19 protein-coding genes are annotated in these 23899 nt (G+C 69.2%); 15 read left to right on the forward strand and 4 right to left on the reverse strand.

What is annotated here, in order from left to right:
* Positions 1-135: 135 nt before the first annotated feature.
* A complete protein-coding gene (gene adh, locus ACE3UN_RS03920; RefSeq protein ID WP_374673604.1) occupies positions 136-1656 on the reverse strand; it encodes an aldehyde dehydrogenase in 1521 nt (506 codons plus the stop codon).
* A 312-nt stretch (positions 1657-1968) separates the two neighbouring features.
* Between adh and phaR the strand changes: the two genes are divergently transcribed.
* From phaR to ACE3UN_RS03935, 3 genes are read left to right on the forward strand one after another with little or no spacing between them, the layout of a single operon-like run.
* Entirely contained in the window at positions 1969-2568 is a 600-nt protein-coding gene (gene phaR / locus ACE3UN_RS03925) for a polyhydroxyalkanoate synthesis repressor PhaR (protein WP_374673605.1), read from the forward strand.
* Positions 2569-2607: 39 nt separating this feature from the next.
* Complete coding sequence (gene rimO, locus ACE3UN_RS03930) at positions 2608-4008, forward strand: 30S ribosomal protein S12 methylthiotransferase RimO (RefSeq protein ID WP_374673606.1); 1401 nt, start codon at positions 2608-2610, stop codon at positions 4006-4008.
* Complete coding sequence (locus tag ACE3UN_RS03935) at positions 4005-5243, forward strand: PLP-dependent aspartate aminotransferase family protein (RefSeq protein ID WP_374673607.1); 1239 nt, start codon at positions 4005-4007, stop codon at positions 5241-5243. Before rimO ends, ACE3UN_RS03935 begins: the two co-directional genes overlap by 4 nt.
* A gap of 16 nt (positions 5244-5259) precedes the next feature.
* Here ACE3UN_RS03935 and pip read toward each other — a convergent pair whose 3' ends face one another.
* Both pip and smpB read right to left on the reverse strand, forming a co-directional pair.
* Positions 5260-6237: a prolyl aminopeptidase gene (pip, locus tag ACE3UN_RS03940; RefSeq protein ID WP_374673608.1), complete on the reverse strand. Its 978-nt coding sequence runs from the start codon at positions 6235-6237 to the stop codon at positions 5260-5262.
* Between the two features lie 44 nt (positions 6238-6281).
* Positions 6282-6752: an SsrA-binding protein SmpB gene (gene smpB / locus ACE3UN_RS03945; RefSeq protein ID WP_374673609.1), complete on the reverse strand. Its 471-nt coding sequence runs from the start codon at positions 6750-6752 to the stop codon at positions 6282-6284.
* 70 nt (positions 6753-6822) lie between these two features.
* On the opposite strand from smpB, the gene ACE3UN_RS03950 reads away from it, so the two are divergent.
* Both ACE3UN_RS03950 and ACE3UN_RS03955 read left to right on the forward strand, forming a co-directional pair.
* Positions 6823-7278: a type II toxin-antitoxin system RatA family toxin gene (locus ACE3UN_RS03950; protein WP_374673610.1), complete on the forward strand. Its 456-nt coding sequence runs from the start codon at positions 6823-6825 to the stop codon at positions 7276-7278.
* Positions 7265-7597, forward strand: coding sequence for an RnfH family protein (locus ACE3UN_RS03955; protein ID WP_374673611.1), 333 nt, complete (start codon positions 7265-7267; stop codon positions 7595-7597). The genes ACE3UN_RS03950 and ACE3UN_RS03955 overlap by 14 nt, the downstream gene beginning before the upstream one ends.
* Before the next feature lie 7 nt (positions 7598-7604).
* Here ACE3UN_RS03955 and ACE3UN_RS03960 read toward each other — a convergent pair whose 3' ends face one another.
* Positions 7605-8126 carry a DUF4124 domain-containing protein gene (locus ACE3UN_RS03960; RefSeq protein ID WP_374673612.1) on the reverse strand — a complete coding sequence of 174 codons (522 nt, stop codon included), beginning with the start codon at positions 8124-8126 and terminating at the stop codon, positions 7605-7607.
* A gap of 107 nt (positions 8127-8233) precedes the next feature.
* On the opposite strand from ACE3UN_RS03960, the gene guaB reads away from it, so the two are divergent.
* The 10 genes from guaB to ACE3UN_RS04010 all read left to right on the forward strand — a co-directional run bounded on the left by guaB (position 8234) and on the right by ACE3UN_RS04010 (position 23832).
* Entirely contained in the window at positions 8234-9706 is a 1473-nt protein-coding gene (gene guaB / locus ACE3UN_RS03965; protein ID WP_374673613.1) for an IMP dehydrogenase, read from the forward strand.
* Positions 9707-9777: 71 nt separating this feature from the next.
* Positions 9778-11073, forward strand: a complete 1296-nt coding sequence (locus tag ACE3UN_RS03970; protein WP_374673614.1) for an MFS transporter — start codon at positions 9778-9780, stop codon at positions 11071-11073.
* Between the two features lie 23 nt (positions 11074-11096).
* A complete protein-coding gene (gene guaA / locus ACE3UN_RS03975) occupies positions 11097-12704 on the forward strand; it encodes a glutamine-hydrolyzing GMP synthase (protein WP_374673615.1) in 1608 nt (535 codons plus the stop codon).
* Positions 12705-12741: 37 nt separating this feature from the next.
* Positions 12742-13293 (forward strand): tRNA adenosine(34) deaminase TadA, encoded by a 552-nt coding sequence (gene tadA, locus ACE3UN_RS03980; RefSeq protein WP_374673689.1) that lies wholly within the window; start codon positions 12742-12744, stop codon positions 13291-13293.
* The gene (locus tag ACE3UN_RS03985; RefSeq protein WP_374673616.1) at positions 13290-14177 is read left to right on the forward strand and encodes an LD-carboxypeptidase; all 888 of its coding nucleotides are present in this window, start codon (positions 13290-13292) and stop codon (positions 14175-14177) included. Before tadA ends, ACE3UN_RS03985 begins: the two co-directional genes overlap by 4 nt.
* A gap of 289 nt (positions 14178-14466) precedes the next feature.
* Positions 14467-16659, forward strand: coding sequence for an ABC transporter substrate-binding protein (locus tag ACE3UN_RS03990; RefSeq protein WP_374673617.1), 2193 nt, complete (start codon positions 14467-14469; stop codon positions 16657-16659).
* An 18-nt stretch (positions 16660-16677) separates the two neighbouring features.
* Positions 16678-17661, forward strand: coding sequence for an ABC transporter permease (locus ACE3UN_RS03995; RefSeq protein WP_374673618.1), 984 nt, complete (start codon positions 16678-16680; stop codon positions 17659-17661).
* Positions 17662-17701: 40 nt separating this feature from the next.
* Entirely contained in the window at positions 17702-19150 is a 1449-nt protein-coding gene (locus ACE3UN_RS04000) for an ABC transporter permease (RefSeq protein WP_374673619.1), read from the forward strand.
* 13 nt (positions 19151-19163) lie between these two features.
* Positions 19164-21020, forward strand: coding sequence for an ABC transporter ATP-binding protein (locus tag ACE3UN_RS04005; RefSeq protein ID WP_374673620.1), 1857 nt, complete (start codon positions 19164-19166; stop codon positions 21018-21020).
* A 304-nt stretch (positions 21021-21324) separates the two neighbouring features.
* Positions 21325-23832, forward strand: a complete 2508-nt coding sequence (locus ACE3UN_RS04010) for a TonB-dependent receptor (protein ID WP_374673621.1) — start codon at positions 21325-21327, stop codon at positions 23830-23832.
* The last annotated feature ends 67 nt before the right edge of the window (positions 23833-23899 follow it).

Raw genomic sequence — 23899 nt, forward strand, 5'->3', positions numbered from 1 at the left:
GGGGGCGCCCGACAGGGCAGGGTTTCCAGAGGAAGCCCCCCCTCGGCGCCGGGCTGGTGTACCAGGTTGGCACACATTGGCCCGGCCGGCTTGCGCGGCGCTGACGCCGCCCCGGCGCCGCGCCGCGCCTGGCGTTCAGAAGAAGCCGAGCGGCGCCTCGCCGTAGCTCACCAGCAGGTTCTTCGTCTGCTGGTAGTGGTCGAGCATCATCTTGTGGGTTTCGCGCCCGATGCCGCTCTGCTTGTAGCCACCGAAGGCGGCGTGCGCGGGGTAGGCGTGGTAGCAGTTGGTCCACACCCGGCCGGCCTGGATGCCGCGGCCCATGCGGAAGGCGGTGTTCATGTCGCGGCTCCACACGCCCGCGCCCAGGCCGTAGAGCGTGTCGTTGGCGATGGCCAGCGCCTCGTCCTCGTCCTTGAAGGTCGTGACCGACACCACCGGGCCGAAGATCTCCTCCTGGAAGATGCGCATCTTGTTGTGGCCCTTGAAGACCGTGGGCTGCACGTAGTAGCCGCCGTCCAGGTCGCCGCCCAGCTGGCTGCGGCCGCCGCCGATGAGGCACTCGGCCCCTTCCTGCCGGCCGATGTCCAGGTAGCCGAGGATCTTGTCCATCTGCTCGCGCGAGGCCTGGGCGCCGATCATGGTGTCCAGGTCCAGCGGGTTGCCCTGGCGGATGGCGGCCACCCGCTCGAGCACCCGGGCCATGAAGGGCTCGTAGATCGACTCGTGCACCAGCGCACGCGACGGGCAGGTGCACACCTCGCCCTGGTTCAGCGCGAACATCACGAAGCCCTCGACCGCCTTGTCCAGGAAGCCGTCGTCCTTGGCGCACACGTCGGCGAAGAAGATGTTGGGCGACTTGCCGCCCAGCTCCAGCGTCACCGGGATGAGGTTCTGGCTCGCGTACTGCATGATGAGCCGGCCGGTGCCGGTTTCGCCGGTGAAGGCGATCTTGGCGATGCGCGGGCTGCTCGCCAGGGGCTTGCCCGCTTCCAGGCCGAAGCCGTTCACCACGTTCAGCACGCCGGGCGGAAGCAGGTCGCCGATGAGCTCCATCAGCACCAGGATGGACACGGGCGTCTGCTCGGCCGGCTTGAGCACCACGCAGTTGCCCGCGGCCAGCGCCGGGGCCAGCTTCCAGGCCGCCATCAGCAGCGGGAAGTTCCAGGGAATGATCTGGCCGACGACGCCCAGCGGCTCGTGGAAGTGGTAGGCGTAGGTCTGGTGGTCCACCTCGCCGATGGAGCCCTCCTGGGCTCGCACGCAGGCGGCGAAGTAGCGGAAGTGGTCGATGGCCAGCGGCAGGTCCGCGGCCATGGTCTCGCGCAAGGGCTTGCCGTTGTCCCAGGTCTCGGCCGTGGCCAGCAGCGGCAGGTTCTGCTCCATGCGGTCGGCGATGCGGTTGAGCACCTGGGCCCGCTCGGTGGTGGAGGTGCGGCCCCAGGCCGCCTTGGCGGCGTGCGCGGCGTCGAGCGCGCGCTCCACGTCCTCGGCGGTGGAGCGCGGCACCTCGCAGAAGGCGCGCCCGGTCACCGGGGTGATGTTGTCGAAGTAGGCGCCGCCGGCGGGGGCGACCCACTGGCCGTTGATGTAGTTGCCGTAGCGCTTCTTGAACGGCACCGCAAAGCCGAAGCGGCCGGGTTCGAGCATGTCCATGGTGTCTCCTGGTGTGGGGTGGATGGAACGGATCGCTCCCTGTCATTGCCAACCCCGTGCCAGGCCCGTCATGGGGCCGTGGGGGGCGAAATGACGCTGCGAGGTGAGGGATTGCCCCAAGCGGATGTGCCATCGCCGCAAGCCGCGCTGGCGCAGGGTGTGTCGCCCTGGCGCACGCCGGGGCGTCGGGCTGTCCCTGACAGTGCAAGCCCGGGGCGCCAGGCGGTGGACCGGCCTCTAGAATCGTTGTGCAGGTGCACAAATCGCCGTGCCCGCGCAGCGCACAACGCCGCCACCGAAAGCCCGCCCCCCATGCCCACGTCCCGCCGCCCCGCCACCGACGCATCCAGCCCCACCGACACCGCGGGCGCCGCCGGCATGCGGGTGCTGAAGAAGTACCCCAACCGTCGCCTGTACGACACCAGCGCCAGCACCTACATCACGCTGGCGGACGTGAAGCAGATGGTGCTGGACAGCGTGGCCTTCGAGGTGCGCGACGCCAAGACGGGGGATGACCTCACGCGCAGCATCCTGCTGCAGATCATCCTGGAGGAGGAAACCGGCGGCGCGCCCATCTTCACCGCCAACATGCTGGCGCAGATCATCCGGGTCTACGGCCACGCCATGCAGGGCATGATGGGCTCGTACCTGGAGAAGAACCTGCAGACCTTCGTCGAGATGCAGGCGCGCCTGGCCGACCAGGCGCGCGGCCTGTACGACCCCAAGGCCTTCACCCCCGAGATGTGGGCCCAGTTCATGAGCGGCCAGGCCCCCGTGATGCAGAACCTGATGGGCAACTACCTGGAGCAGTCCAAGAACCTGTTCGTGCAGATGCAGGAGCAGATGGGCAAGCAGGCCGGCGGCCTCATGGGTGGCTTCCCCGGCTTCGTGCCGCCGCCGACCAAGCCCTGAGCCGGGCCCCGGCCCCGGGGCGTTTGCGACAATCGGGGGATGACCGACGACACCCTCGCCCCGGTGGCTGCCACCGCCACGCCTCCGGCGCCCACCATCGGTTTCGTGAGCCTGGGCTGCCCCAAGGCCCTGACCGATTCCGAACTCATCCTCACCCAGCTGTCCGCCGAGGGCTACCGCACGGCCAAGAACTACCAGGGTGCCGACCTGGTGATCGTGAACACCTGCGGCTTCATCGACGACGCGGTGAAGGAAAGCCTGGACGCCATCGGCGAGGCGCTCGCCGAGAACGGCAAGGTCATCGTCACCGGCTGCCTGGGTGCCAAGGCGGGTGAGGGCGGCGGCAACCTGGTGCAGCAGGTGCACCCGAAGGTGCTGGCCGTCACCGGCCCGCATGCGACGCAGGAGGTGATGGACGCGGTGCACACCCACGTGCCCAAGCCGCACGACCCCTTCGTCGACCTCGTGCCCGCGGCCGGCATCAAGCTCACCCCCAAGCACTACGCCTACCTGAAGATCAGCGAGGGCTGCAACCACCGCTGCACCTTCTGCATCATCCCCAGCCTGCGCGGCGACCTGGTCAGCCGGCCCGTGGGTGACGTGCTCAAGGAGGCCCGCGCGCTGTTCGAAGGTGGCGTGAAGGAGCTGCTGGTGGTCAGCCAGGACACCTCCGCCTACGGCGTGGACGTGAAGTACCGCACCGGCTTCTGGGACGGCAAGCCCGTGAAGACGCGCATGCTGGACCTGGTGGCGGCCCTGGGCGAGCTGGCGCGCCAGCACGGGGCCTGGGTGCGCCTGCACTACGTGTACCCCTATCCGCATGTCGACGAGGTGATTCCGCTCATGGCGCAGGGGCTGGTGCTGCCCTACCTGGACGTACCGTTCCAGCACGCGCACCCCGACGTGCTGCGCCGCATGAAGCGCCCGGCCAGCGGCGAGCGCAACCTGGAGCGCATCCAGGCCTGGCGCCAGGCCTGCCCCGAGCTGGTCATCCGCTCCACCTTCATCGCCGGTTTCCCGGGCGAGACCGAGGAGGAGTTCGCCTACCTGCTGGATTTCCTGCAGGAGGCGCAAATCGACCGCGCCGGCTGCTTTGCCTACTCGCCGGTGCATGGCGCCGCGGCCAACGAACTGCCCGGCGCCCTGCCCGACGCCGTGCGCGAGGAACGCCGCGCGCGCTTCATGGCCGTGGCCGAGGCGGTGTCGGTGCAGCGCCTGCGCCGCCGCATCGGCGCCACCATGCAAGTGCTGGTGGACCGCGCGCCGGCCCTGGGCCGCAAGGGCGGGGTGGGGCGCACGTATGCCGATGCGCCGGAGATCGACGGCACCGTGCGCCTGTTGCCGCCCGCCAAGGCGTCCACGGTGCTGCGCGTGGGCGAGTTCGCGAAGGCGCGCATCGTGGCCACCGAGGGGCACGACCTGGTGGGTGAGCCGGTATGAGCGAGACCCGGCAACAGCGACCGGGGCCAGGTGCTCCTTCCGCCACCGAGCTGATCCACCACGGCTACCAGCCGCCCGCGGGCTTCGGCTCGCCCGCGGTGCCGGTGCACAAGGGCTCCACCGTCTACTTCGACAGCGTGGCCGCGCTGCGGGACCACCACTGGCTCGACAAGCAGGCCTACACCTACGGCCTGCACGGCACGCCCACCACCTTCACGCTGGAGGCCCGCCTGGCCACGCTGGAGGGCGCCCGCCACGTGCTGCTGGCGCCCAGCGGCCTGGCGGCGCTGACCACCGTGGACATGGCGCTGCTGGCCGCGGGCGACACGGTGCTGCTGCCCGACAACGCCTACCACCCGAGCAAGGAGTTCGCGCGCCACGAGCTGGCCCACTGGGGCATCGCCTACCGGCTGTACGACCCCCTCGACCCGGCCAGCCTGCGCGCGGCGCTGGGCGCCGACGTGAAGCTGGTCTGGCTGGAAGCGCCCGGCTCGGTGACGATGGAGTTCCCCGATCTGCCTGCGCTCGTGCGCATCGTGCGCGAGGCGGCGCCGCAGGCCGTGGTGGCGCTGGACAACACCTGGGGCGCGGGCCTCGCCTTCTCGCCCTTCGACCTGGCCGGCCTGGACGGGCAGGGGGTGGACCTGACCATCCATGCGCTCACCAAGTACCCCTCGGGCGGTGGCGACGTGCTCATGGGCTCCATCGCCTGCCGCGACGACGCGCTGTACCGCCGCCTGGCGCTGGCGCACAGCCGCCTGGGGGTGGGCGTGGGCGCGAACGACGTCGAGCTCGTGCTGCGGGCGTTGCCCAGCCTGCCGCTACGCTATGCCGCGCAGGACGCGGCCGGGCGCCGGGTGGCCCGGTGGGCCGCGTCGCAGGCGCCGCTCGTTCGGCGGGTGCTGCACCCGGCGATGCCGGGCTCCCCGGGCCACGCCCACTGGCAGGCCACCTGCCGCGCGGCGGCGGGGCTGCTCACGCTGGAGTTCGACCCGGCCATCGCCGCCGACGCCGTGGACGCCTTCGTCGACGGCCTGCAGCGTTTCCGCATCGGCTGGAGCTGGGGCGGCCCGGTGAGCCTGGCCGTGCCGTACCAGGCGGCCCGCCTGCGGCAGCTGGGCACGCCGTACGAGGGCGTGCTGGTGCGCCTGAGCATCGGCCTGGAAGACCCGGACGACCTGATCGCCGACCTGGCCGCCGGCCTGGCGCGGCTGGCCAGCGCCGCGCGCGGCTGACGCGCCCGCCGGCCTCTCAGCGCGCCGGCGGCCCCTCGAAGTGGCCGTCGCGCGCGAAGCGGTCGGTGGCGTCCACCAGTGCCGCGGCAATGCCGGGCTCGTAGGACGAGTGCCCGGCGTCCTCGATGACGCGCAGCTGCGACCCGGGCCAGGCGTCCGCCAGGGCGTGGGCGTAACGCACCGGGCAGATGACGTCGTAGCGGCCGTGCACGATGAAGCCGGGCAGGTGCCGGATGCGTGCCATGCCGTCCAGCAGCTGGCCCGGGCGGAGGAAGGCCCGGTGCTGGAAGTAGTGCGCCTCCAGCCGCCCGATGCCCAGGGCCACCGCGTCGGCCGTGAACGCGTCCGCCGTGGTGGCGCTGGGCCGCAGGTGCAGGCAGGAGCCCTCGTAGCGGCTCCAGGCCCGGGCGGCCGGCGCGTACACGGCCGGGTCGTCGCTGGTCAGGCGGCGCTGGTAGGCGGCGAGCAGGTCGCTGCGTTCCTCCGGTGGCACCTGGCCCGCGAAGGCCTCCCACTCACGCGGGAAGAAGTTGCGCACGCCGTACAGCCACCAGTCGATCTCCTCCTCGCTCACCAGCCAGATGCCGCGCAGCACCAGGCCCAGGCAGCGCTCGGGGTGCGCCTGGGCGTAGGCGAGCGACAGGGTGGATCCCCAGGAACCGCCGAACACCAGCCAGCGCTCCACGCCCATCTGCTGGCGCAGGCGCTCCATGTCGGCAATGAGCAGGTCGGTGGTGTTCTCGCGCGTCTCGCCCAGCGGTGTGGAGCGGCCGGCGCCCCGCTGGTCGAACAGCATCACGTGGTAGCGCGCGGGGTCGAAGTAGCGGCGGCTGGTCGGCGAGATGCCGGCGCCGGGCCCGCCATGCACGAACACGGCCGGGATGCCACCTGGCGTGCCGCAGGTCTCCCAGTACAGCGTGTGCAAGGGGCTCACCGGCAGCGTGCCGCAGGCGAGGGGGTCGGTGGGCGGGTGCAGCACGTCGTCGAGCGTCATGCGCGCATTGTGCGCGCCGACGGCAGGCGGCCGGAGCGCGCCCGTCAGTCCTTCGCCGGGCCCGACACCTTGTGCCGCATGAGGCGGCCCTTCTCGCGGTCCCAATCGCGCTTCTTCTCCGTCTCGCGCTTGTCGTGCTGCGCCTTGCCCTTGGCCAGGGCGATCTCGCATTTCACGCGGCCGCCCTTGTAGTGCAGGTTCAGCGGCACCAGCGTGAAGCCGCGCTGCTCCACCTTGCCGATCAGGCGGCGGATCTCGTCCTTGGCCATCAGCAGCTTCTTCGTGCGGTCGGCTTCGGGGTGCACGTGGGTGGACGCGCTGCGCAAGGCGTTGATGCGGCAGCCGATGAGGTAGAGCTCGCCTTGCTTGATCACCACGTAGCCGTCGGTGAGCTGCACCTGGCCGGCGCGGATGGCCTTGACCTCCCAGCCTTCCAGCACCATGCCGGCCTCGTACTGCTCCTCGATGTGGTATTCAAAGCGGGCGCGGCGGTTTTCGGCGATGAGGGCGGACATGAATGGCGGCAATGGGGTGGCCACGGTGGCGGCATGCCCCGTGCCCAGGCTCCTAGAATCCGTGCATTCTATGAAGCACGTGAAGAAGTCCGTCCTGCTCTGGTACTCGCCCGCCGAGATGTACCAGCTCGTCACCGACGTGGAGCGGTACCCGGATTTCCTGCCGTGGTGCGAGCGGGGCGAGGTGGTCGAGCGGCACGAGAATGGCATGACGGCCCGCATCCACCTGGCCTACGCCGGGGTCCGGCATGCCTTCACCACCCGCAACGACCACCAGCCCGACCGCCAGGTACTGGTGCAGCTGGTCGACGGCCCGTTCTCCCTGCTGGAAGGCTCGTGGGTGTTCGCCCCCATCGGCCGCCCGGCCGACGACGCGCCGAGCGCGTGCCGCATCGAGTTCGACCTGCGCTACGCCTTCTCGAGCCGGCCGCTGGAGGCGGTGCTGAGCCCCGTCTTCGACCGCGTGGCCAACACCTTCGTCGATTCCTTCGTCACCCGTGCGGAGCGGGTCTATGGGCAGCGTTGACGCGGGCGGGCCACCGGGCCCGGTGCGGGCCACCGTGGCCTACAGCCCGGGGCCGCGCGAGGTGGACCAGGTGGTCCTGCAGCTGCCCGCCGGCAGCACGCTGGCCGACGCGGTGCGCGCCAGCGGTCTGCTGCAGCGCCACGGCTTGCCCGCCGATGCACCGGTGGGGGTGTGGGGCAAGCCGAAGCCCGGCGACACCCCGCTGCGGGCCGACGACCGGGTGGAGATCTACCGCGGCCTGCAGGTCGACCCCAAGGAGGCGAGGCGGCAGCGCTACCGCGCGCAGCGGCCGCGCGCCGCGAGGTCCTCGGGCAGCTGAGTCGTCCTCAGGGGGCGGGCTGGCAGGCCGTGTCGGCGATCTGCCGGTAGCGGGCGATCTCCTGCGCCCGGCCCGTGTCGTCGAGGATCTCCCGCTCGCCACTGTCGTTCATGCGGCCCACGCGCTGGCCGCTTTCCAGCGCGGCCAGCTGCCGGCGCGCGCGGTCGCAGTTCTCGGCACGTTGCTGGTCGCGGCGGGTCTTGTCGGCCGCCTGGCGCGCCTTGTCGGCGGCGGCCTGCTCGGCCTGGGCCTTCTGGCGGCGGGCCTCCAGGGCAGGGTCGACACCGGCGGGCGCCGAGGCTGCGTTGTCGCTCGCGGCGGGCGCCGGTGCCGATGGGCGGGCCCCACCGGGGCGCTGCAGGATGTCCTTGTCCGGCACGTCCACGGGCGGCGGCCGGTCGCTCACCTGCACGCGGCCATCGCGGTCGCGCCACTTCCAGATCGACTGGGCGCTGGCGGAGCCGCAGGCCAGGGCCAGCAGGACGGTGAGGGCGCCCAGGCGGGCCGCGGAGAGGTGCTTCGTATTCATGGCATCCGGGTGCACTCGTTCACCGGCCAGTGTACGAGCGCCTCGGGTGCCGCGAGTGTGCACTCTGCCGCGTCCGTATAATTCGCTTTTGCGTCTGGAGCTTTCCCATGCGCCTTCTAGGCAAAGCGCTCACCTTCGACGATGTGTTGTTGGTGCCGGCGTACTCCCAGGTGTTGCCCCGTGATACCTCGCTGGCAACCCGCGTGTCCCGCAACATCGTCCTGAACCTGCCGCTGGTGTCCGCCGCCATGGACACGGTGACGGAAGCGCGGCTGGCCATCGCCATCGCGCAAGAGGGCGGCATGGGGATCATCCACAAGAACCTGCCGCCCAAGCTGCAGGCGGCCGAGGTGGCCCGCGTCAAGCGCTACGAATCGGGCCTGCTGAAGGACCCCATCACCATCGCCCCCGGGGCCCGCGTGCGCGACGTCATCGAGCTGTCGCGCCAGCACGGCATCTCCGGCTTCCCGGTGGTGGAGGAGGGCAAGGTGGTGGGCATCGTCACGGGGCGCGACCTGCGCTTCGAGACGCGGCTGGAAGCCCCCGTGCGCGAGATCATGACCCCGCGCGAGCGGCTGATCACCGTCAAGGAAGGCGCTTCCCTCGCCGAGGCCAAGGCGCTGATGCACCAGCACAAGCTGGAGCGCGTGCTGGTGCTGAACGACGCCTGGGAGCTGCGCGGCCTGTTCACGGTGAAGGACATCACCAAGCAGACCACCTTTCCCAATGCCGCGCGTGACGCCAACGGCAAGCTGCGCGTGGGCGCGGCGGTGGGTGTGGGCGAGGGCACCGAAGAGCGGGTGGAGCTGCTGGTCAGGGCCGGCGTCGATGCGCTGGTCGTCGACACGGCGCATGGCCACTCGCATGGCGTGCTGGAGCGCGTGCGCTGGGTGAAGAAGAACTTCCCCGAGGTCGACGTGATCGGCGGCAACATCGCCACCGGGGCCGCCGCGCTGGCGCTGGTGGAGGCCGGCGCCGACGGCGTCAAGGTCGGCATCGGCCCCGGCTCCATCTGCACCACGCGCATCGTGGCCGGCGTGGGCGTGCCGCAGATCACCGCCATCGACAACGTGGCCACGGCGCTGCGCGGCACCGGCGTGCCGCTGATCGCCGACGGCGGCATCCGCTACTCGGGCGACATCGCCAAGGCCATCGCCGCGGGCGCGAGCACGGTGATGATGGGCGGCATGTTCGCCGGCACGGAGGAGGCGCCGGGCGAGGTCATCCTCTACCAGGGCCGCAGCTACAAGAGCTACCGCGGCATGGGTTCCATCGGGGCCATGAAGGCCGGGTCGGCCGACCGGTACTTCCAGGAGAACGACGAATCCGCCAACCCGAACGCGGACAAGCTCGTTCCCGAGGGCATCGAGGGCCGCGTGCCCTACAAGGGGTCGATGGTCTCCATCATCTTCCAGATGGCCGGCGGCCTGCGGGCGTCCATGGGCTACTGCGGCTGCGGCACGATCGACGAGATGCGCGAGCGGGCGGAGTTCGTCGAGATCACCTCGGCGGGCATCCGCGAGAGCCACGTGCACGACGTGCAGATCACCAAGGAAGCCCCGAACTACCGGCTGGAGTGACGGCGCCACGTCGCACCCGCTGCCAGCGCCCGGCCCGACCGCCGGGCGCGGCTGTTTTCAGCACCTGATCGATGACCTCTCCCCCGAACGGATCCTCCCCTTCCGCCAAGGACCCTGCGGTGCCTGCCGTGGCGCGGGGACGGGCTGCGGCCATGCCGTTCATCATGCTCACGGTGCTCATCGACATGGTCGCCGTGGGCCTCATCATCCCGGTGCTGCCGCACCTGGTGGGCAGCTTCACCGACTCGGCCACGCACAAGACGCTGTGGTTCGGCGTCGTGGCGTTCAGCTTCGGCATCGCCAATTTCTTCGGCTCGCCGGTGATCGGGGCCCTGTCCGACCGCTTCGGCCGGCGGCCGGTGCTGCTGCTGGGCTTCTGCGGCCTGGCCCTGAGCTTCTTCGGCACCGCGCTGGCCGGCGCCCTGTGGGTGCTCATCGTGGTGCGCCTGTTCGGCGGTGCGATGCAGGCCAATGCCGCGGTCGCCCACGCCTACGTGGCCGACATCTCGGCACCGGACGAGCGCGCGCGGCGCTTCGGCCTGATCGGCGCAATGTTCGGCCTGGGCTTCATCATCGGCCCGGCACTGGGTGGCGTGCTGGGCTCCATCGACCTGCAGCTGCCGTTCTGGGTGGCCGGTGGCCTGGCCGTCGTCAACTGGTTCTATGGCTGGCTGGTGCTGCCGGAATCGCTGCCGCCCGAGAAGCGCCGACCCTTCGACTGGAAGCGGGTGAATCCGGTGGCGTCACTCGCCGGCCTGGCCCGCCTGCACGGCGTGGGCTGGCTGGTCGTGGTCATCGGGCTGTCCGGCCTGGCGCAGTTCACGCTGCACATGACCTGGGTGCTGTACGTCGACCAGAAGTTCGGCTGGGGGCCGCGCGAGACCGGCTGGTCGCTGTTCGCCGTGGGGCTCATGTCGGCCCTGGTGCAGGGCGTGCTGCTGGGCCGGCTGCTCAAGCGCTTTTCCCCGCGCAAGCTGGCGGTGGGTGGCCTGGTGTCGTCCACGCTGGCCTACCTGGCCTGGGGCCTGGCCACCGAAGGCTGGATGATGTACGCCGTGATCGGTGCCAACGTGCTCGGCTTCGCCGGCGCGTCGGCGATCCAGAGCATCGTGTCCAACGCCGCCGATGAGCACACCCAAGGCCAGGCCATGGGCGCGGTGGCCGGCCTGAACAGCCTGATGGCCGTGGTCGCGCCCATCGTCGGTCCCTCGCTGCTGGCACTGGTGTCCCACCTGCCCAAGGGCGACTGGCGCATCGGTGTGCCGTACTACTTCTGCGCCCTGCTGCAGGCCATGGCCACTGTGCTGGCCATCCATCACTTCCGCACCCACCGCGCCGCACCCGCGCCGGCCGCGGCTGGCTCCTGATCCGTCCCACGCCCCTCGCCACCATGACGCACGACAAGATCCTCATCCTCGACTTCGGCTCCCAGGTCACGCAGCTCATCGCCCGCCGCGTGCGCGAGGCGAACGTCTACTGCGAGATCCATCCGAACGACGTGAGCGACGAGTTCGTGCGCGGCTTCGGCGCCAAGGGCATCATCCTGTCGGGCAGCCATGCCAGCACGTACGAGGACCATCAGCTGCGTGCCCCGCAGGCGGTGTGGGAGCTGGGCGTGCCGGTGCTGGGCATCTGCTACGGCATGTTCACCATGGCGGTGCAGCTGGGCGGCGAGGTCGAGGCCAGCGACCTGCGCGAGTTCGGCTATGCCGAGGTGCGTGCCCACGGGCACACCCGCCTGCTCGATGGCATCCAGGACTTCAGCACCCCCGAAGGACACGGCATGCTGAAGGTGTGGATGAGCCATGGCGACAAGGTCACGGCGCTGCCCCCGGGATTCAAGCTGATGGCCTCCACCCCCAGCTGCCCTATCGCGGGCATGGCGAACGAGGACAAGCGCTACTACGCGGTGCAGTTCCATCCGGAGGTGACGCACACCGTGCAGGGCCATGTGCTGCTGAACCGCTTCGTGCGCGAGATCGCTGGCTGCCAGGGCGACTGGGTCATGGGCAGCTACATCGACGAGGCGGTGGCGCGCATTCGCGAGCAGGTGGGCGATGAAGAAGTCATCCTCGGTCTGTCGGGCGGCGTCGATTCCTCGGTGGCGGCGGCGCTCATCCACCGAGCCATCGGCGACCAGTTGACGTGCGTCTTCGTCGACCACGGCCTGCTGCGCCTGCACGAAGGCGACATGGTGATGGACATGTTCGCCGGCAAGCTGCACGCCAAGGTCATCCGCGTGGACGCCAGCGAGCTCTTCCTGGGCGAGCTGGCCGGGGTGACCGACCCGGAGCAGAAGCGCAAGATCATCGGCCGGCTGTTCGTGGATGTCTTCAAGGCCGAGGCTGCCAAGCTCAAGGCCAGCGGCCAGGGGCACCGGGGCGCGGCCTGGCTGGCCCAGGGCACCATCTACCCCGACGTGGTGGAAAGCGGCGGCACCCAGACCAAGAAGGCCACCACCATCAAGAGCCACCACAACGTGGGTGGCCTGCCGGAGCAGCTGGGCCTGAAGCTGCTGGAGCCGCTGCGCGAGCTGTTCAAGGACGAGGTGCGCGAGCTGGGCGTCGCGCTGGGCCTGCCGCACGACATGGTCTACCGCCATCCTTTCCCCGGGCCGGGGCTGGGGGTGCGCATCCTCGGCGAGGTGAAGAAGGAGTACGCGGACCTGCTGCGCCGGGCCGACGCCATCTTCATCGACGAGCTGCGTTCCACCATCGAGCCGAACTCCGGCAAGAGCTGGTACGACCTCACTTCCCAGGCCTTCACCGTGTTCCTGCCGGTGAAGAGCGTGGGCGTGATGGGCGACGGCCGCACCTACGACTACGTGGTGGCGCTGCGGGCGGTGCAGACCAGCGATTTCATGACGGCCGATTGGGCGGAGCTGCCCTACGGCCTGCTGAAGAAGGTCTCCAGCCGCATCATCAACGAGGTGCGCGGCATCAACCGCGTCACCTACGACGTCAGCTCCAAGCCGCCCGCCACCATCGAGTGGGAGTGAGCCGGCCGTGACGGCGAACCCGGCGGACGAGTACGGCATGCGCCTGGCGCTGGACCAGGCGCACAACGCCTGGCTGGCGGGTGAGGTGCCCGTGGGCGCCGTCATCCTGCGCGCGGGCCAGGTGATCGCCACCGGCTACAACCGGCCCATCACCACGCACGACCCGACGGCGCATGCCGAGCTGGTGGCGCTGCGCCATGCCGCCCAGCTGCTGGAGAACTACCGGCTGCCCGAGTGCGAGCTGTACGTGACGCTGGAGCCCTGCGCCATGTGCGCCATGGCGCTGATGCACGCGCGCTTCAAGCGGGTCGTCTTCGGCGCGCCCGACCCCAAGACTGGCGCCGCCGGATCGGTGCTGAACCTCTTCGCCGAGCCCCGTCTGAACCACCACACGGCGGTGCAGGGCGGGGTGATGGCCGAGGCCTGCGGCGCCGTGCTGAAGGAGTTCTTCGCCGAGCGCCGGGCGCAGCAGAAGGCCGAGCGCGACGCCGCGCGGGCGGCGCTGCCGGCACCTGAGGACGACGGCCCCATCCCCACCGGCCAGGCCATCGAGCTGGCGCCTTCCGACGAGCCCCTGCCACCCCCATGACTAGCCTGACCCTCTACACCCCTGCCGGCGTGCTGCTGAAGGCGGCGCCCACGCGGCTCGCCGCCCGCCGCCTGCGCGACATGGGCTTCGATGTCTTGATCGACGAGGCCGCGTTCGCCAAGTCGCAGCGCTTCGGAGGCACCGACGAGGTGCGCCTGGAGGCGATCCACCGCGTGGCGGCCGCTGCCCCGTCCATCGCGCTGGCGACGCGTGGCGGCTACGGCCTGACGCGCCTGGCCGACCGCATCGACTGGAAGCGCCTGGCGCGCAGCGTGGAGCGCGGCACCCGCTGGGTGGGCTACAGCGATCTCACGGTGCTCCAGATGGGCCTGCTGGCGCACACCGGCGCACCCAGCTGGTGCGGACCGCTCGCCGCAGACGACTTCGGCCGTGAGGTGCTGGACGAGGTGACGCCCGAGTGCTTCGCGGAGGCCATGCACGGTGAACTGGAGGCCGTGGGCTTCCGCACCGAAGCCGGTTTCGACGGACTCGATGCGAAGGGCGTGCTGTGGGGCGGCAACCTGTCGGTGCTGGTGTCGCTGCTGGGCACGCCGCACTGGCCGCAGGTCAAGGGCGGGATCCTCTTCCTCGAAGACGTGGCCGAGCACCCCTACCGCGTGGAGCGCATGCTCCTGCAACTGCACCAGGCCGGTGTGCTGGCGCGGCAGAAGGCCGTGGTGCTGGGGGCCTTCACCGACTGGAAGCCGTCCCCGATGGACCGCGGCTACACGCTCAAGACCGCCGTCGCCCAGGTCCGGTCGCTGCTGCGTGTGCCGGTGCTCACGGATCTGCCTTTCGGGCACGTGCCCACCAAGGTCACCATGCCCTTCGGGCGGCCCGTGCGGCTGCTGGTGGACGGCCGGGACGTGCTGATCGGGTGGTGAAGCCCGCCCAGGTGGATGATTCTCTACGGACGGTGAATCTTCTTGAGGATCACTCGCCCCCGACCCGGCTGCACTTGCGGAAACCCTAGGTAACCCGCTGTTTGGGCGGGCATAGAATCTGCGTGAGTCGCCTTGCGGCGCCACTCGGCCGATCGCCAGTGGCCGCTGCGGGCGGTTTTGTTTTGTGCCGGCCGGACGTGTCCACCCGATGCGCCCGGCGTTTCTTTGGAGTTTCCGCATGGGCGGTGTGAAGTCGGCTCTCCGCCGGTCCTGGTGTGGCCGTGCACTGATGGGGGCCGCGGGCCTGGCACTGGCAGTGCTGGCGGCAGGCTGCGACAACAGCCCCTGGCCCAAGGGCTCGGCGGAGTCGCAGTACGTGTTCTCCTCCATGGTCGAGAACACGCCGCGCCATCTGGACCCTACGGCGTCGTACTGGTCGAACGACACGCTCGTCACCTACCAGGTCTACGAGCCACCGTACGGCTACCACTACCTCAAGCGGCCCTTCGAGCTCGTGCCCAAGAGCGCGGACAAGGTCGTGCCGCCGCAGTACTTCGACAAGGACGGCCAGCGCCTGCCGGATGACGCGCCGGGCGAACTCGTGCACGAGAGCGTGTACGACGTGCCCATCAAGCGCGGCATCCTGTTCCAGCCACACCCTGCCTTTGCCAAGGACGAGCGGGGCCAGTACCGCTACCACCACATGAAGCCCGGCGAGGTCGGCGAGCGCCGGTCGCCGATGGAATTCGAACAGGGCACGCGCGAGCTGGTGGCGGATGACTTCGTCTACGCCCTGAAGCGCCACGCGACCACGCGCATCACCACGCCCATCTTCGGCATCTTCTCGGAGTACGTGGTGGGCCTGAAGGAGTACGGCGAGCTCATCAGGAAGGAAGACGCCAAGCTGCGCCAGGGCCTGGACCCGGCCAGCCTGGACAAGCCGTTCCTGGACTTCCGAAAGTGGCCGCTGGCCGGCGCCACCGCGCCCGACAAGTACACGCTGCGCGTGCGCCTGCACGGCAAGTACCCGCAGTGGAAGTACTGGATGCAGATGACCTTCATGGCGCCCGTGCCATGGGAGGCCGATGCGTTCTACGCCCAGCCCGGCATGGCCGAGCGCAGCATGACGCTCGACAACTGGCCCGTGGGCACGGGGCCCTTCATGGTCACCGAGTTCGTCAAGGACCGCCGCATCGTCATGCAGCGCAACCCCAACTACCGGGGTGAGCCGTACCCCTGCGACGGCATGCCCGAGGACAAGTCCAAGGGGCTGCTCGACGACTGTGGCAAGAAGACGCCCTTCATCGACGGCATCGTGGCCACGGTGGAGCGCGAGGCCACGCCGCAGAAGAACAAGTTCCGCGACGGCTACTACGACATGGAGGTGTTCGAGCGCACGGACACCGCCATCCAGTACATCGTGGAAGCCAACGACTCGGACGAGGTGCGCGCGATGTACGAGAAGAAGGGCCTGACCTTCTCCCGCTACAGCGACGTGAACAGCTATTTCCTGGCGTTCAACATGATCGACCCGGTGATCGGCTGGGGCGAGAACGAGGCGCAGCGCGAGCGCAACCGCAAGCTGCGCCAGGCCATCTCCATCGCGATCGACTGGGAGGAATACTCCAAGGTCTTCCCGAAGAAAGCCGGCCAGACCGCCATGAGTCTGCTGCCCGAGGGCATCCCCGGCTCGCGCGAGGGTACCCCGGAGGGGGTCAACCCGGTCACGCACCGCCTGGTGGATGGCCAGTACGTGCGCCGCCCGATCGAGGACGCGAAGAAGCTGATGGCCGAGGCCGGCTACCCGGACGGGCGCGAGGCCAAGACCGGCCGGCCCCTGGTGCTGAACTACGACTACTACGCGCCGCCCACGCCGGAGCGCAAGCCGGAGATCGACTGGGTGGTCAAGCAGTTCGCCAAGCTGGGCATCCAGCTGGAGGTGCGCGCCACCGACAACAACCAGTTCCAGGACAAGGTGCGCAAGGGCAAGCACCAGGTGTTCTGGCTGGGCTGGAACGCCGACTACCCCGACGCCGAGAACTTCCTCTTCCTGTTCTACGGCCCGAACTCCAAGAGCATCTCCGACGGCGAGAACACCGCGAACTACCAGAACCCCGAGTTCGACAAGCTCTTCACCCGCCTGAAGATGCTGGACGACGGCCCGGAGAAGCAGAAGGTGATCGACGAGATGAACGAACTGCTGCGGCGTGACGCGCCCCTGTCGTTCGGCTTCTTCCCCTACGCCTCGGCGGCGGTGCAGAAGTGGATCGGCAACTCCAAGCCCGCGATCCTCGTGCGCGACCATGGCCGCTACCTGCGCCTGGACAGCGCGGAGCGCACCCAGAGCCTGGCCGAGTGGAACAAGCCCCTGTGGTGGCCGCTGCTGCTGATCGGCGCCGTGCTGATCGGTGGCGTGCTCATCGCCCGCCACAGCCTCAGCCGCCGCGAGCGCATGAACGCGCGCGGCGAGATCCTCGCCTGACACCCGACGCGACCGACCATGCTCTCCTATACCCTGCGGCGCCTCGTGTACGGCGTGCTGATCCTGCTGGGCGTCAACCTGGCGACCTTCTTCCTGTTCTTCACCGTCAACACGCCCGATGACATGGCGCGCCTGAACATCGGCGGCAAGCGGGTGACGCAGGAGCTGATCGAGAAGTGGAAGACCGAGCGCGGCTACGACAAGCCGCTGTACTGGAACGACGCCAGGGAAGGCGGCGAGCAGCTCACCGAGACCATCTTCTGGGAGCGCTCGGTGTCCCTGTTCACGCTGAACTTCGGCCGCGCCGACAGCGAGGCCGGTGGCGACCTGGGCCACGAGGTCGCCACCCGCATGTGGGTGAGCGTCCAGCTGGCCTTGCCCATCTTCCTGCTGCAGGTGATCGCCAGCACCAGCTTCGCCCTGCTGCTGGTGATGTTCCGCCACACCCGGCTGGACCTATGGGGCGTGGTGCTGTGCGTGCTGATGCTGTCGATCTCGAGCCTGTTCTACATCATCGTCGGGCAGTACCTCTTCTCGCGCGTGCTCAAGCTGGTGCCCATCTCCGGCTATGCCCAGGGGCTCGACCTGGTGCGCTTCCTGGTGCTGCCGGTGCTGCTGTCGGCGCTGGCGCGCCTGGGCACCGAGGCGCGCCTGTACCGCGCCATGTTCCTGGAGGAGATCGGCAAGGACTACGTCCGCACGGCGCGCGCCAAGGGCCTGAAGGAAACGGTGGTGCTGTTCCGCCATGTGCTGCGCAACGCGATGATCCCCATCGTCACCAGCATGGGCGGCTACCTGCCCTATGTGTTCATGGGCAGCCTGGTGTTCGAGAGCTTCTTCGGCATTCCGGGGCTGGGGGCCTTCGTCATCGAGGCCATCGGCAAGCAGGACTTCGCCATCGTGCGCACCATGGTGTTCGTCGGCTCGCTGCTGTACATCACCACCTACATCCTGATCGACATCGCGTACTCGTGGGCCGACCCGCGGGTGCGGCTGGGCTGATCGACCCTCTGCGACGAACGAACGCCTGGAGCCTGGAGCGATGCCGAAATTCGTGATCCTGTGGACCGACGTGGCCATCTGGCTGCTGCTGGTCGCCCTGGTCGCCTACGCCTGGAGCGTGGCGCGCAAGCCCAACCTCGCCGCCAACTGGGGCAAGGTCTTCCGCAGCGCGCCGGCGCTGTCTTCGTCCCTCGTGCTGGTGGCCTGCCTGCTGGTCACGCTGGCCGACAGCGTGCACTTCCGTGCCGCGCTGCCGCCGACAGCGGGTACGCCGTCGGCCACCGTCGCGTACGACGCGCGCGTGCAATCCCTGCTCGATGCGGCGCTGAGCCGCCTGGTCGAGTCGCGCGAGTCCACGTACTCGGTGCCGCTCGCCTACGTGGGCTTCACCAAGGAATCGCTGGAGGTGGATGGCCACGTGCAGCGCGTGGCGCCACGGCTGAAGTTCGGCGGCGCCCACCTCGGTGATCCGGCGGCGCAGTGGTCGTCGGACGTGCTCACGCGCACGGTGGTCGGCGCCGTGACGGGCCTGGTGGCCGGCATCCTGCTGTGCGTGCTGCTGGTCGCCGGGGTGGCGCGCGCGCGCCGGGAGTCCTGGCGCACCTGCTGGGGCCGCATCCGCCGCCACGAGACGCCCGTGCCCTGGCAGGCCGCCTGCTGGACGCTGCTCGCGCTGTCCGTGCCGGTGGGGGTGGTCGTGTCCCTGATGGGCCACTACCACGTCTTCGGAACCGACATCACCGGCAACGACGTGCTGTACCAGACGCTCAAGAGCATCCGCACGGCCTTCGTCATCGGCACCCTGGCCACCCTGGCCACGCTGCCGCTGGCCGTGGTGCTGGGCATCATGGCCGGCTACTTCAAGGGCTGGGTCGACGAACTCATCCAGTACCTCTACACCGTGCTGTCTTCGATCCCGAACATCCTGCTCATCGCGGCCTGCGTGCTGATGGTGCAGGTGTTCCTCGACAAGCATCCCGAGCTGTTCGAGACCGGCGTGGAACGGGCGGACCTGAAGCTGTTCCTGCTGTGCGCGGTGCTGGGGCTCACGGGCTGGGCGGGCCTGTGCCGGCTGCTGCGCGGCGAGACGCTGAAGCTGCGCGAGCTGGAGTACGTGCAGGCCGCCACGGCCTTCGGCGTGAGCCCGCTGCGCATCATGGTGCGGCACATCTTCCCCAACGTGGCGCACCTGATGCTCATCGTCACCGTGCTGGAGTTCTCGGCCCTCATCCTGTACGAGGCCGTGCTCTCGTACGTGGGCGTCGGCGTGGATCCGTCCATGAACAGCTTCGGCGGGATGATCAACTTCGCCCGCAACGAGATGAGCCGCGACCCGGTGGTCTGGTGGCCCTTTGCCGCGGCCTTCGTGTTCATGGTGACGCTGGTGCTGGCCGCCAACCTGTTTGCCGATGGCGTGCGCGACGCCTTCGATCCCCGTGCCCGGGCCTTCCGCCCCCGCCCGCTGACCGCGCACAAGAAGCCCGCCTGAGGACGACGAGAGCATGCTGGACATCAAGGACATCAAGGTCGAGCTCGACGCCGAGTCGGGGCTGGTGCGCGCCATCGACGGCATGCGGCTGTCGCTGCAGCGGGGCGAAACCTTCGCTCTCGTGGGCGAGTCCGGTTGTGGCAAGAGCATGACGGCGCTGGCCCTCATGCGGCTGCTGCCCGAGAACGGCCGCATCGCCTCCGGCGACATCCTGGTGGACCGCCAGGACGTGCTGGCCCTGCCCGAATCGCAGATGCGCGCCATCCGCGGCGGCAAGATCGGCATGATCTTCCAGGAGCCGTCGACCAGCCTGAACCCGGTGATGAAGATCGGCGACCAGATTGTCGAAGCCATCGAGTCGCATACCGCGCTGCGAGGGGAGGCGGCGCGGGCCAAGGCGCTGGACTGGCTGCGCAAGGTCGGCATCCCGGAGCCCGAGCGTCGCATCGACGACTACCCGTTCCGCATGAGCGGCGGCCAGAAGCAGCGCGTCATGATCGCCATGACGCTGGCCGGCGAGCCCGACTACATCATCGCGGACGAACCGACCACCGCGCTGGACGTGACGATCCAGGCGCAGGTGCTGGACCTGCTCAAGCAGCTGCAGGCCGAGCACGGGCTGGGTCTGCTGCTGATCACGCACGACCTGGCCGTGGTCTCCGGCATGGCGCACCGCGTGGCGCTCATGTACGCCGGCCAGATCGTGGAGGTGGCCACGGCCGAGGAGTTCTTCTCCGCGCCCAAGCACCCCTACGCCAAGGCGCTGCTGCGTGCCTTGCCCGATGCCAACCGCCGCGGCCATGCGCTGGCCGCGATCGCGGGCACGGTGCCGCCGCTGACGCAGCAGTTCGTGGGATGCCGCTTCGAGCCGCGCTGCTACTGCGCCGAGCCGGCATGCCGGACGACCGTGCCCGATTTGTATGCACTGCCGGGCACTCGAACGGTGCGCTGCCTGCGCTATGCACCAGGACACGACCCCGCGGCCACCGAGGCCGTGATCAACATCGTGCCCGCGGATGTGGCGGCCACGTCCTCGGCGGCCGCGCGTGCCGCCACGGGACAACCCCTGCTCGACGTGAACGGCCTGCGCGTGCGCTTCCCGGTGCGCAAGGGGCTGCTGCAGCGGGTGCATGGCTACTTCGACGCCGTGGACGGCATCAGCTTCCAGGTCCATCCCGGGCAGACCTTGGCGCTGGTCGGCGAATCGGGCTGCGGCAAGACGACGACCGGCAAGGCCATCGTCCAGCTGCTGCGGCACCAGGCCACGTTCGAGGGTCAGGCGCTGCTGGACGGCCAGAACCTCTTCGAGCTCGACGGTGAGGCACTCAAGAAGGCGCGCCGCGACATCCAGATCATCTTCCAGGATCCGTTCGCATCGCTGAACCCGCGCATGCGCGTGTTCGATGTGCTGGAGGAGGGCCTGCTGGCACTCCAGCCCGAGCTGGACACGGCGGCCCGCCGCCAGCGACTGGAGGCCCTGGCGGACCAGGTCGGCCTGCGCCGCGACGCGCTCGACCGCTACCCGCACGAGTTCTCCGGCGGCCAGCGCCAGCGCATCGCGATCGCGCGCGCCCTTGCCGTGCGCCCCAAGCTCATCGTCTGCGACGAGCCCACCTCCGCGCTCGACGTGTCGGTGCAGGCGCAGATCCTCAATCTGCTGCGGGATCTCCAGTCCGAGCTGGGCGTGTCGTACCTCTTCATTACCCACAACATCGGCGTGGTCGAATACATCGCCGATCGCGTGGCCGTGATGCGCAGCGGCCGCATCGTGGAGCAAGGGCCCAGCGACGACGTCCTGTCGCGTCCGCAGGATGCCTACACCCGCAAGCTCATCGCCTCGGTGCCCCGCCTCACGAGCGTGACGGCCTGACCGCGCTGCCGCCCGCCACGCCCCCGGAAGCCGTCCGCCGCGGCCCGGGGGCGTGGCTCTTGATGGTGCCCCCAGGATTGACTAGACAAGCGGCGCCTGGCGGTGAATGTGCTGCGTAAACACAACATTCCTACCACTGATCTGCACCTAGAGGGTTTCCCGCTAGCGGACGCCGGAAGACGTTCAGTGACAATCCGTTCACATGTTATCGGGGTGGGTACATGCGCGTTTCACGAGGCGCTGGCATGTGACTTGCGTCGAAACAGGGTCTATCGATCAACCTTCCCATTCAGGAGTGGTATTCATGTTCCAACGAACGAAGCTGTGTGCCAGCATGCTGCTGGCCTTTGGAAGCGGCCTGGCCATGGTCAGCTTCCCGGCGCTGTCGCAAACTGAACCCCAGGCGGAACGCACCGACCGCGTGGAAGTGACCGGCTCGCGCATCAAGCGCGTGGACGCCGAAGGCTCCCTGCCGGTCACCACCTTCTCGCGCGCCGACCTGGAGGCCAGCGGCGCCACCACCGTCGCCGAGTTCGTCCGCTCGATGCCGTTCGCGCAGGCCGGCAACTACCGTCCGCAATCGGGCAGCTCCTGGCCGGGCTTCGCCGGCGCCGACCTGCGTGGTCTCGGTGGCGAGCGCACCCTGGTCCTGATCGACGGCAAGCGCGTGCCCAAGGCCGCGCAAGTAGGCTCCGCCGCCGACATGAACAGCATCCCGATGGCCGCCGTCGAGCGCGTCGAGATCCTGCTGGACGGCGCGTCGGCCATCTACGGCTCCGACGCCATCGGCGGCGTGATGAACTTCATCACCCGCAAGGACTTCCAGGGCGCCGAGTTCTCGATGGGCTACACCGATCCCGTCACGGCGGGCGGTGAGAAGCAGGAACTGTCTGCCGTCGTCGGCATGACCGGCGACAAGGGCCGCGTCATCGGCGGCTTCTCGCGCACCAAGCGCGGCATGGTGTACACCAACCAGCGCCCCTGGGGCAAGCAGCTGGGCGCCACGGTGTACGGCAACAACGCCTACGTGCTGTCCACCGGCCAGTACGTGCCGCTGCCCGGCCCGGACGGCACCTGCGAGAGCATCGGCGCGAACTTCTACACCGACGCCAACGGCCTGTGCGCGTTCAACTTCAACGCCGTGGCGGCCGATGAGCAGGAGATCGAGACCTCGTCGATCTTCGTTCGCGGCGAGTACCAGTTCGCCCCCGACTGGTCTGCCTACGTCAACACCTCGGTGAGCCGTGTCGATTCCTTCGGCCGCTACGCCCCCGTGCCGGGCGCCGTCTTCCTCGGCGCGGACAGCCCGGGCAACCCGCTGGGCGAAGACATCTACCTGCTGCACCGCTATGCCGCCGCGGGCAACCGCGACGACTACTCGACGACCTCGGTGTACGACTTCGGCGTGGGCGTGCGCGGCGTGGTGATGGGCAAGATCGACGTCGACTTCGGCGTGCGTGCCTACGAGTCGGCCTTCCGCCGCCTGGGCTACAACTACATCGTGGCCACGCAAGCCGCTGCCGCCATCGACTCCGGCGCCTACAACCCGACCGATCCGTACAGCGCGTCTGAGGACACGCTGAACGCGATGAAGGCCACCATCAGCCGCGACGGCATCTACAGCAACCAGGAAGTCTACGCCAGCGCGTCGATGCCGCTGTTCAAGATGGGTGGCGGCGACGCGCAGGGCTTCGTCGGCGTCGAATACCGCGAAGAGCGCTATTCCGACCAGTACGACTCCCTGTCGGAAGCCGGCCAGATCCTTGGTTCGTCGGGCAACTCCGCCGGTGGCGGCCGCGAGGTCACCGCGGTGTCGGGCGAATTGCTGTTCCCGATCAGCAAGGCCCTGGAAGCCAGCCTGTCGGCCCGCTACGAGGAGTACTCGGACTACGGCAGCGACTTCTCCCCGAAGGCTTCGGTGAAGTTCAAGCCGATGTCGAACTTGGCCCTGCGTGCGTCGGTGGGCACCGGTTTCCGCGCCCCCAGCATCGACATCCTCACGCAGAAGACCACCTTCTCGGCGGAAACGATCGAGGACGAGCGCACCTGCGCCGTGCTGCCCTGCAACAACGGCTCGATCCAGCGTGACACGTACTTCACGGCGAACCCGGAGCTGGAGTCGGAGAAGTCCAACCAGTTCTCGGTGGGCGCGGTGTGGGACATCACGCCGGCGGTGAGCTTCAAGGTGGACTACTGGGCCCTGAAGATCAAGGACGTGATCGGCCAGGTGTCTGCGCAGGAGATCGTGGACCGTGACAACGGCATCGATCCCCGTCCCATCCCGGACGGCCTGGGCCTGACGCGTGCACCCAGCGGCGCCATCACGGAGATCCGTGCGGGCTACGCCAACGAAGGCACGCTCAAGACCTCCGGCCTCGACATGAACATCACCGGGCGCTGGAAGGCCGGCGGCTTTGGCGAGTTCAACCACTCGCTCACCTGGGCCCACATGCTCGAGTACGACCAGGACGGCGACGATACTGTTGGCGACCAAGGCCTGCCGACCGACCGGATCACGCTGGCGAACCGCTGGTCCATGGGCGACTTCGACGTGAGCTGGAACGTCAACTACATCGGCCAGAACGGCGAAGACTCGCCGACGGTGAAGCGGGACACGGATCCGTACACTACGCACGACCTGCAGCTGAACTACTCGCCCTCGTTCCTCAAGGGCGCCAAGTTCACCATCGGTGCGATCAACGTTACCGACGAACAGCCGCAACAGATCCGCTACGACGGCCGCCCCTTCAACTTCAACCTGTACGATTCGTACGGCCGCCAGGCCTACGTGCGCGTCACGCAGAAGTTCTGAGGCAGGGTCTGCCGGCCTGGCCGGCAGCCACGACAAGAGGGGCCTCTGGCCCCTCTTTTTCTTTCTT

Source organism: Ideonella sp. (genome assembly GCF_041918995.1).
Lineage (GTDB): Bacteria > Pseudomonadota > Gammaproteobacteria > Burkholderiales > Burkholderiaceae_C > Ideonella.

Coding starts and splice junctions, on each gene's coding strand:
- ACE3UN_RS03985 (WP_374673616.1), top strand. CDS start 13,290: ATGACTAGCCTGACCCTCTACACCCCTGCCGGCGTGCTGCTGAAGGCG.
- pip (WP_374673608.1), bottom strand. CDS start 6,237: ATGACGCTCGACGACGTGCTGCACCCGCCCACCGACCCCCTCGCCTGC.
- ACE3UN_RS03990 (WP_374673617.1), top strand. CDS start 14,467: ATGGGGGCCGCGGGCCTGGCACTGGCAGTGCTGGCGGCAGGCTGCGAC.
- ACE3UN_RS04005 (WP_374673620.1), top strand. CDS start 19,164: ATGCTGGACATCAAGGACATCAAGGTCGAGCTCGACGCCGAGTCGGGG.
- ACE3UN_RS04010 (WP_374673621.1), top strand. CDS start 21,325: ATGTTCCAACGAACGAAGCTGTGTGCCAGCATGCTGCTGGCCTTTGGA.
- smpB (WP_374673609.1), bottom strand. CDS start 6,752: ATGTCCGCCCTCATCGCCGAAAACCGCCGCGCCCGCTTTGAATACCAC.
- ACE3UN_RS03950 (WP_374673610.1), top strand. CDS start 6,823: ATGAAGCACGTGAAGAAGTCCGTCCTGCTCTGGTACTCGCCCGCCGAG.
- ACE3UN_RS03960 (WP_374673612.1), bottom strand. CDS start 8,126: ATGAATACGAAGCACCTCTCCGCGGCCCGCCTGGGCGCCCTCACCGTC.
- tadA (WP_374673689.1), top strand. CDS start 12,742: ATGCGCCTGGCGCTGGACCAGGCGCACAACGCCTGGCTGGCGGGTGAG.
- ACE3UN_RS03970 (WP_374673614.1), top strand. CDS start 9,778: ATGACCTCTCCCCCGAACGGATCCTCCCCTTCCGCCAAGGACCCTGCG.
- ACE3UN_RS03955 (WP_374673611.1), top strand. CDS start 7,265: ATGGGCAGCGTTGACGCGGGCGGGCCACCGGGCCCGGTGCGGGCCACC.
- phaR (WP_374673605.1), top strand. CDS start 1,969: ATGCCCACGTCCCGCCGCCCCGCCACCGACGCATCCAGCCCCACCGAC.
- ACE3UN_RS03935 (WP_374673607.1), top strand. CDS start 4,005: ATGAGCGAGACCCGGCAACAGCGACCGGGGCCAGGTGCTCCTTCCGCC.
- guaA (WP_374673615.1), top strand. CDS start 11,097: ATGACGCACGACAAGATCCTCATCCTCGACTTCGGCTCCCAGGTCACG.
- adh (WP_374673604.1), bottom strand. CDS start 1,656: ATGGACATGCTCGAACCCGGCCGCTTCGGCTTTGCGGTGCCGTTCAAG.
- guaB (WP_374673613.1), top strand. CDS start 8,234: ATGCGCCTTCTAGGCAAAGCGCTCACCTTCGACGATGTGTTGTTGGTG.
- ACE3UN_RS04000 (WP_374673619.1), top strand. CDS start 17,702: ATGCCGAAATTCGTGATCCTGTGGACCGACGTGGCCATCTGGCTGCTG.
- rimO (WP_374673606.1), top strand. CDS start 2,608: ATGACCGACGACACCCTCGCCCCGGTGGCTGCCACCGCCACGCCTCCG.
- ACE3UN_RS03995 (WP_374673618.1), top strand. CDS start 16,678: ATGCTCTCCTATACCCTGCGGCGCCTCGTGTACGGCGTGCTGATCCTG.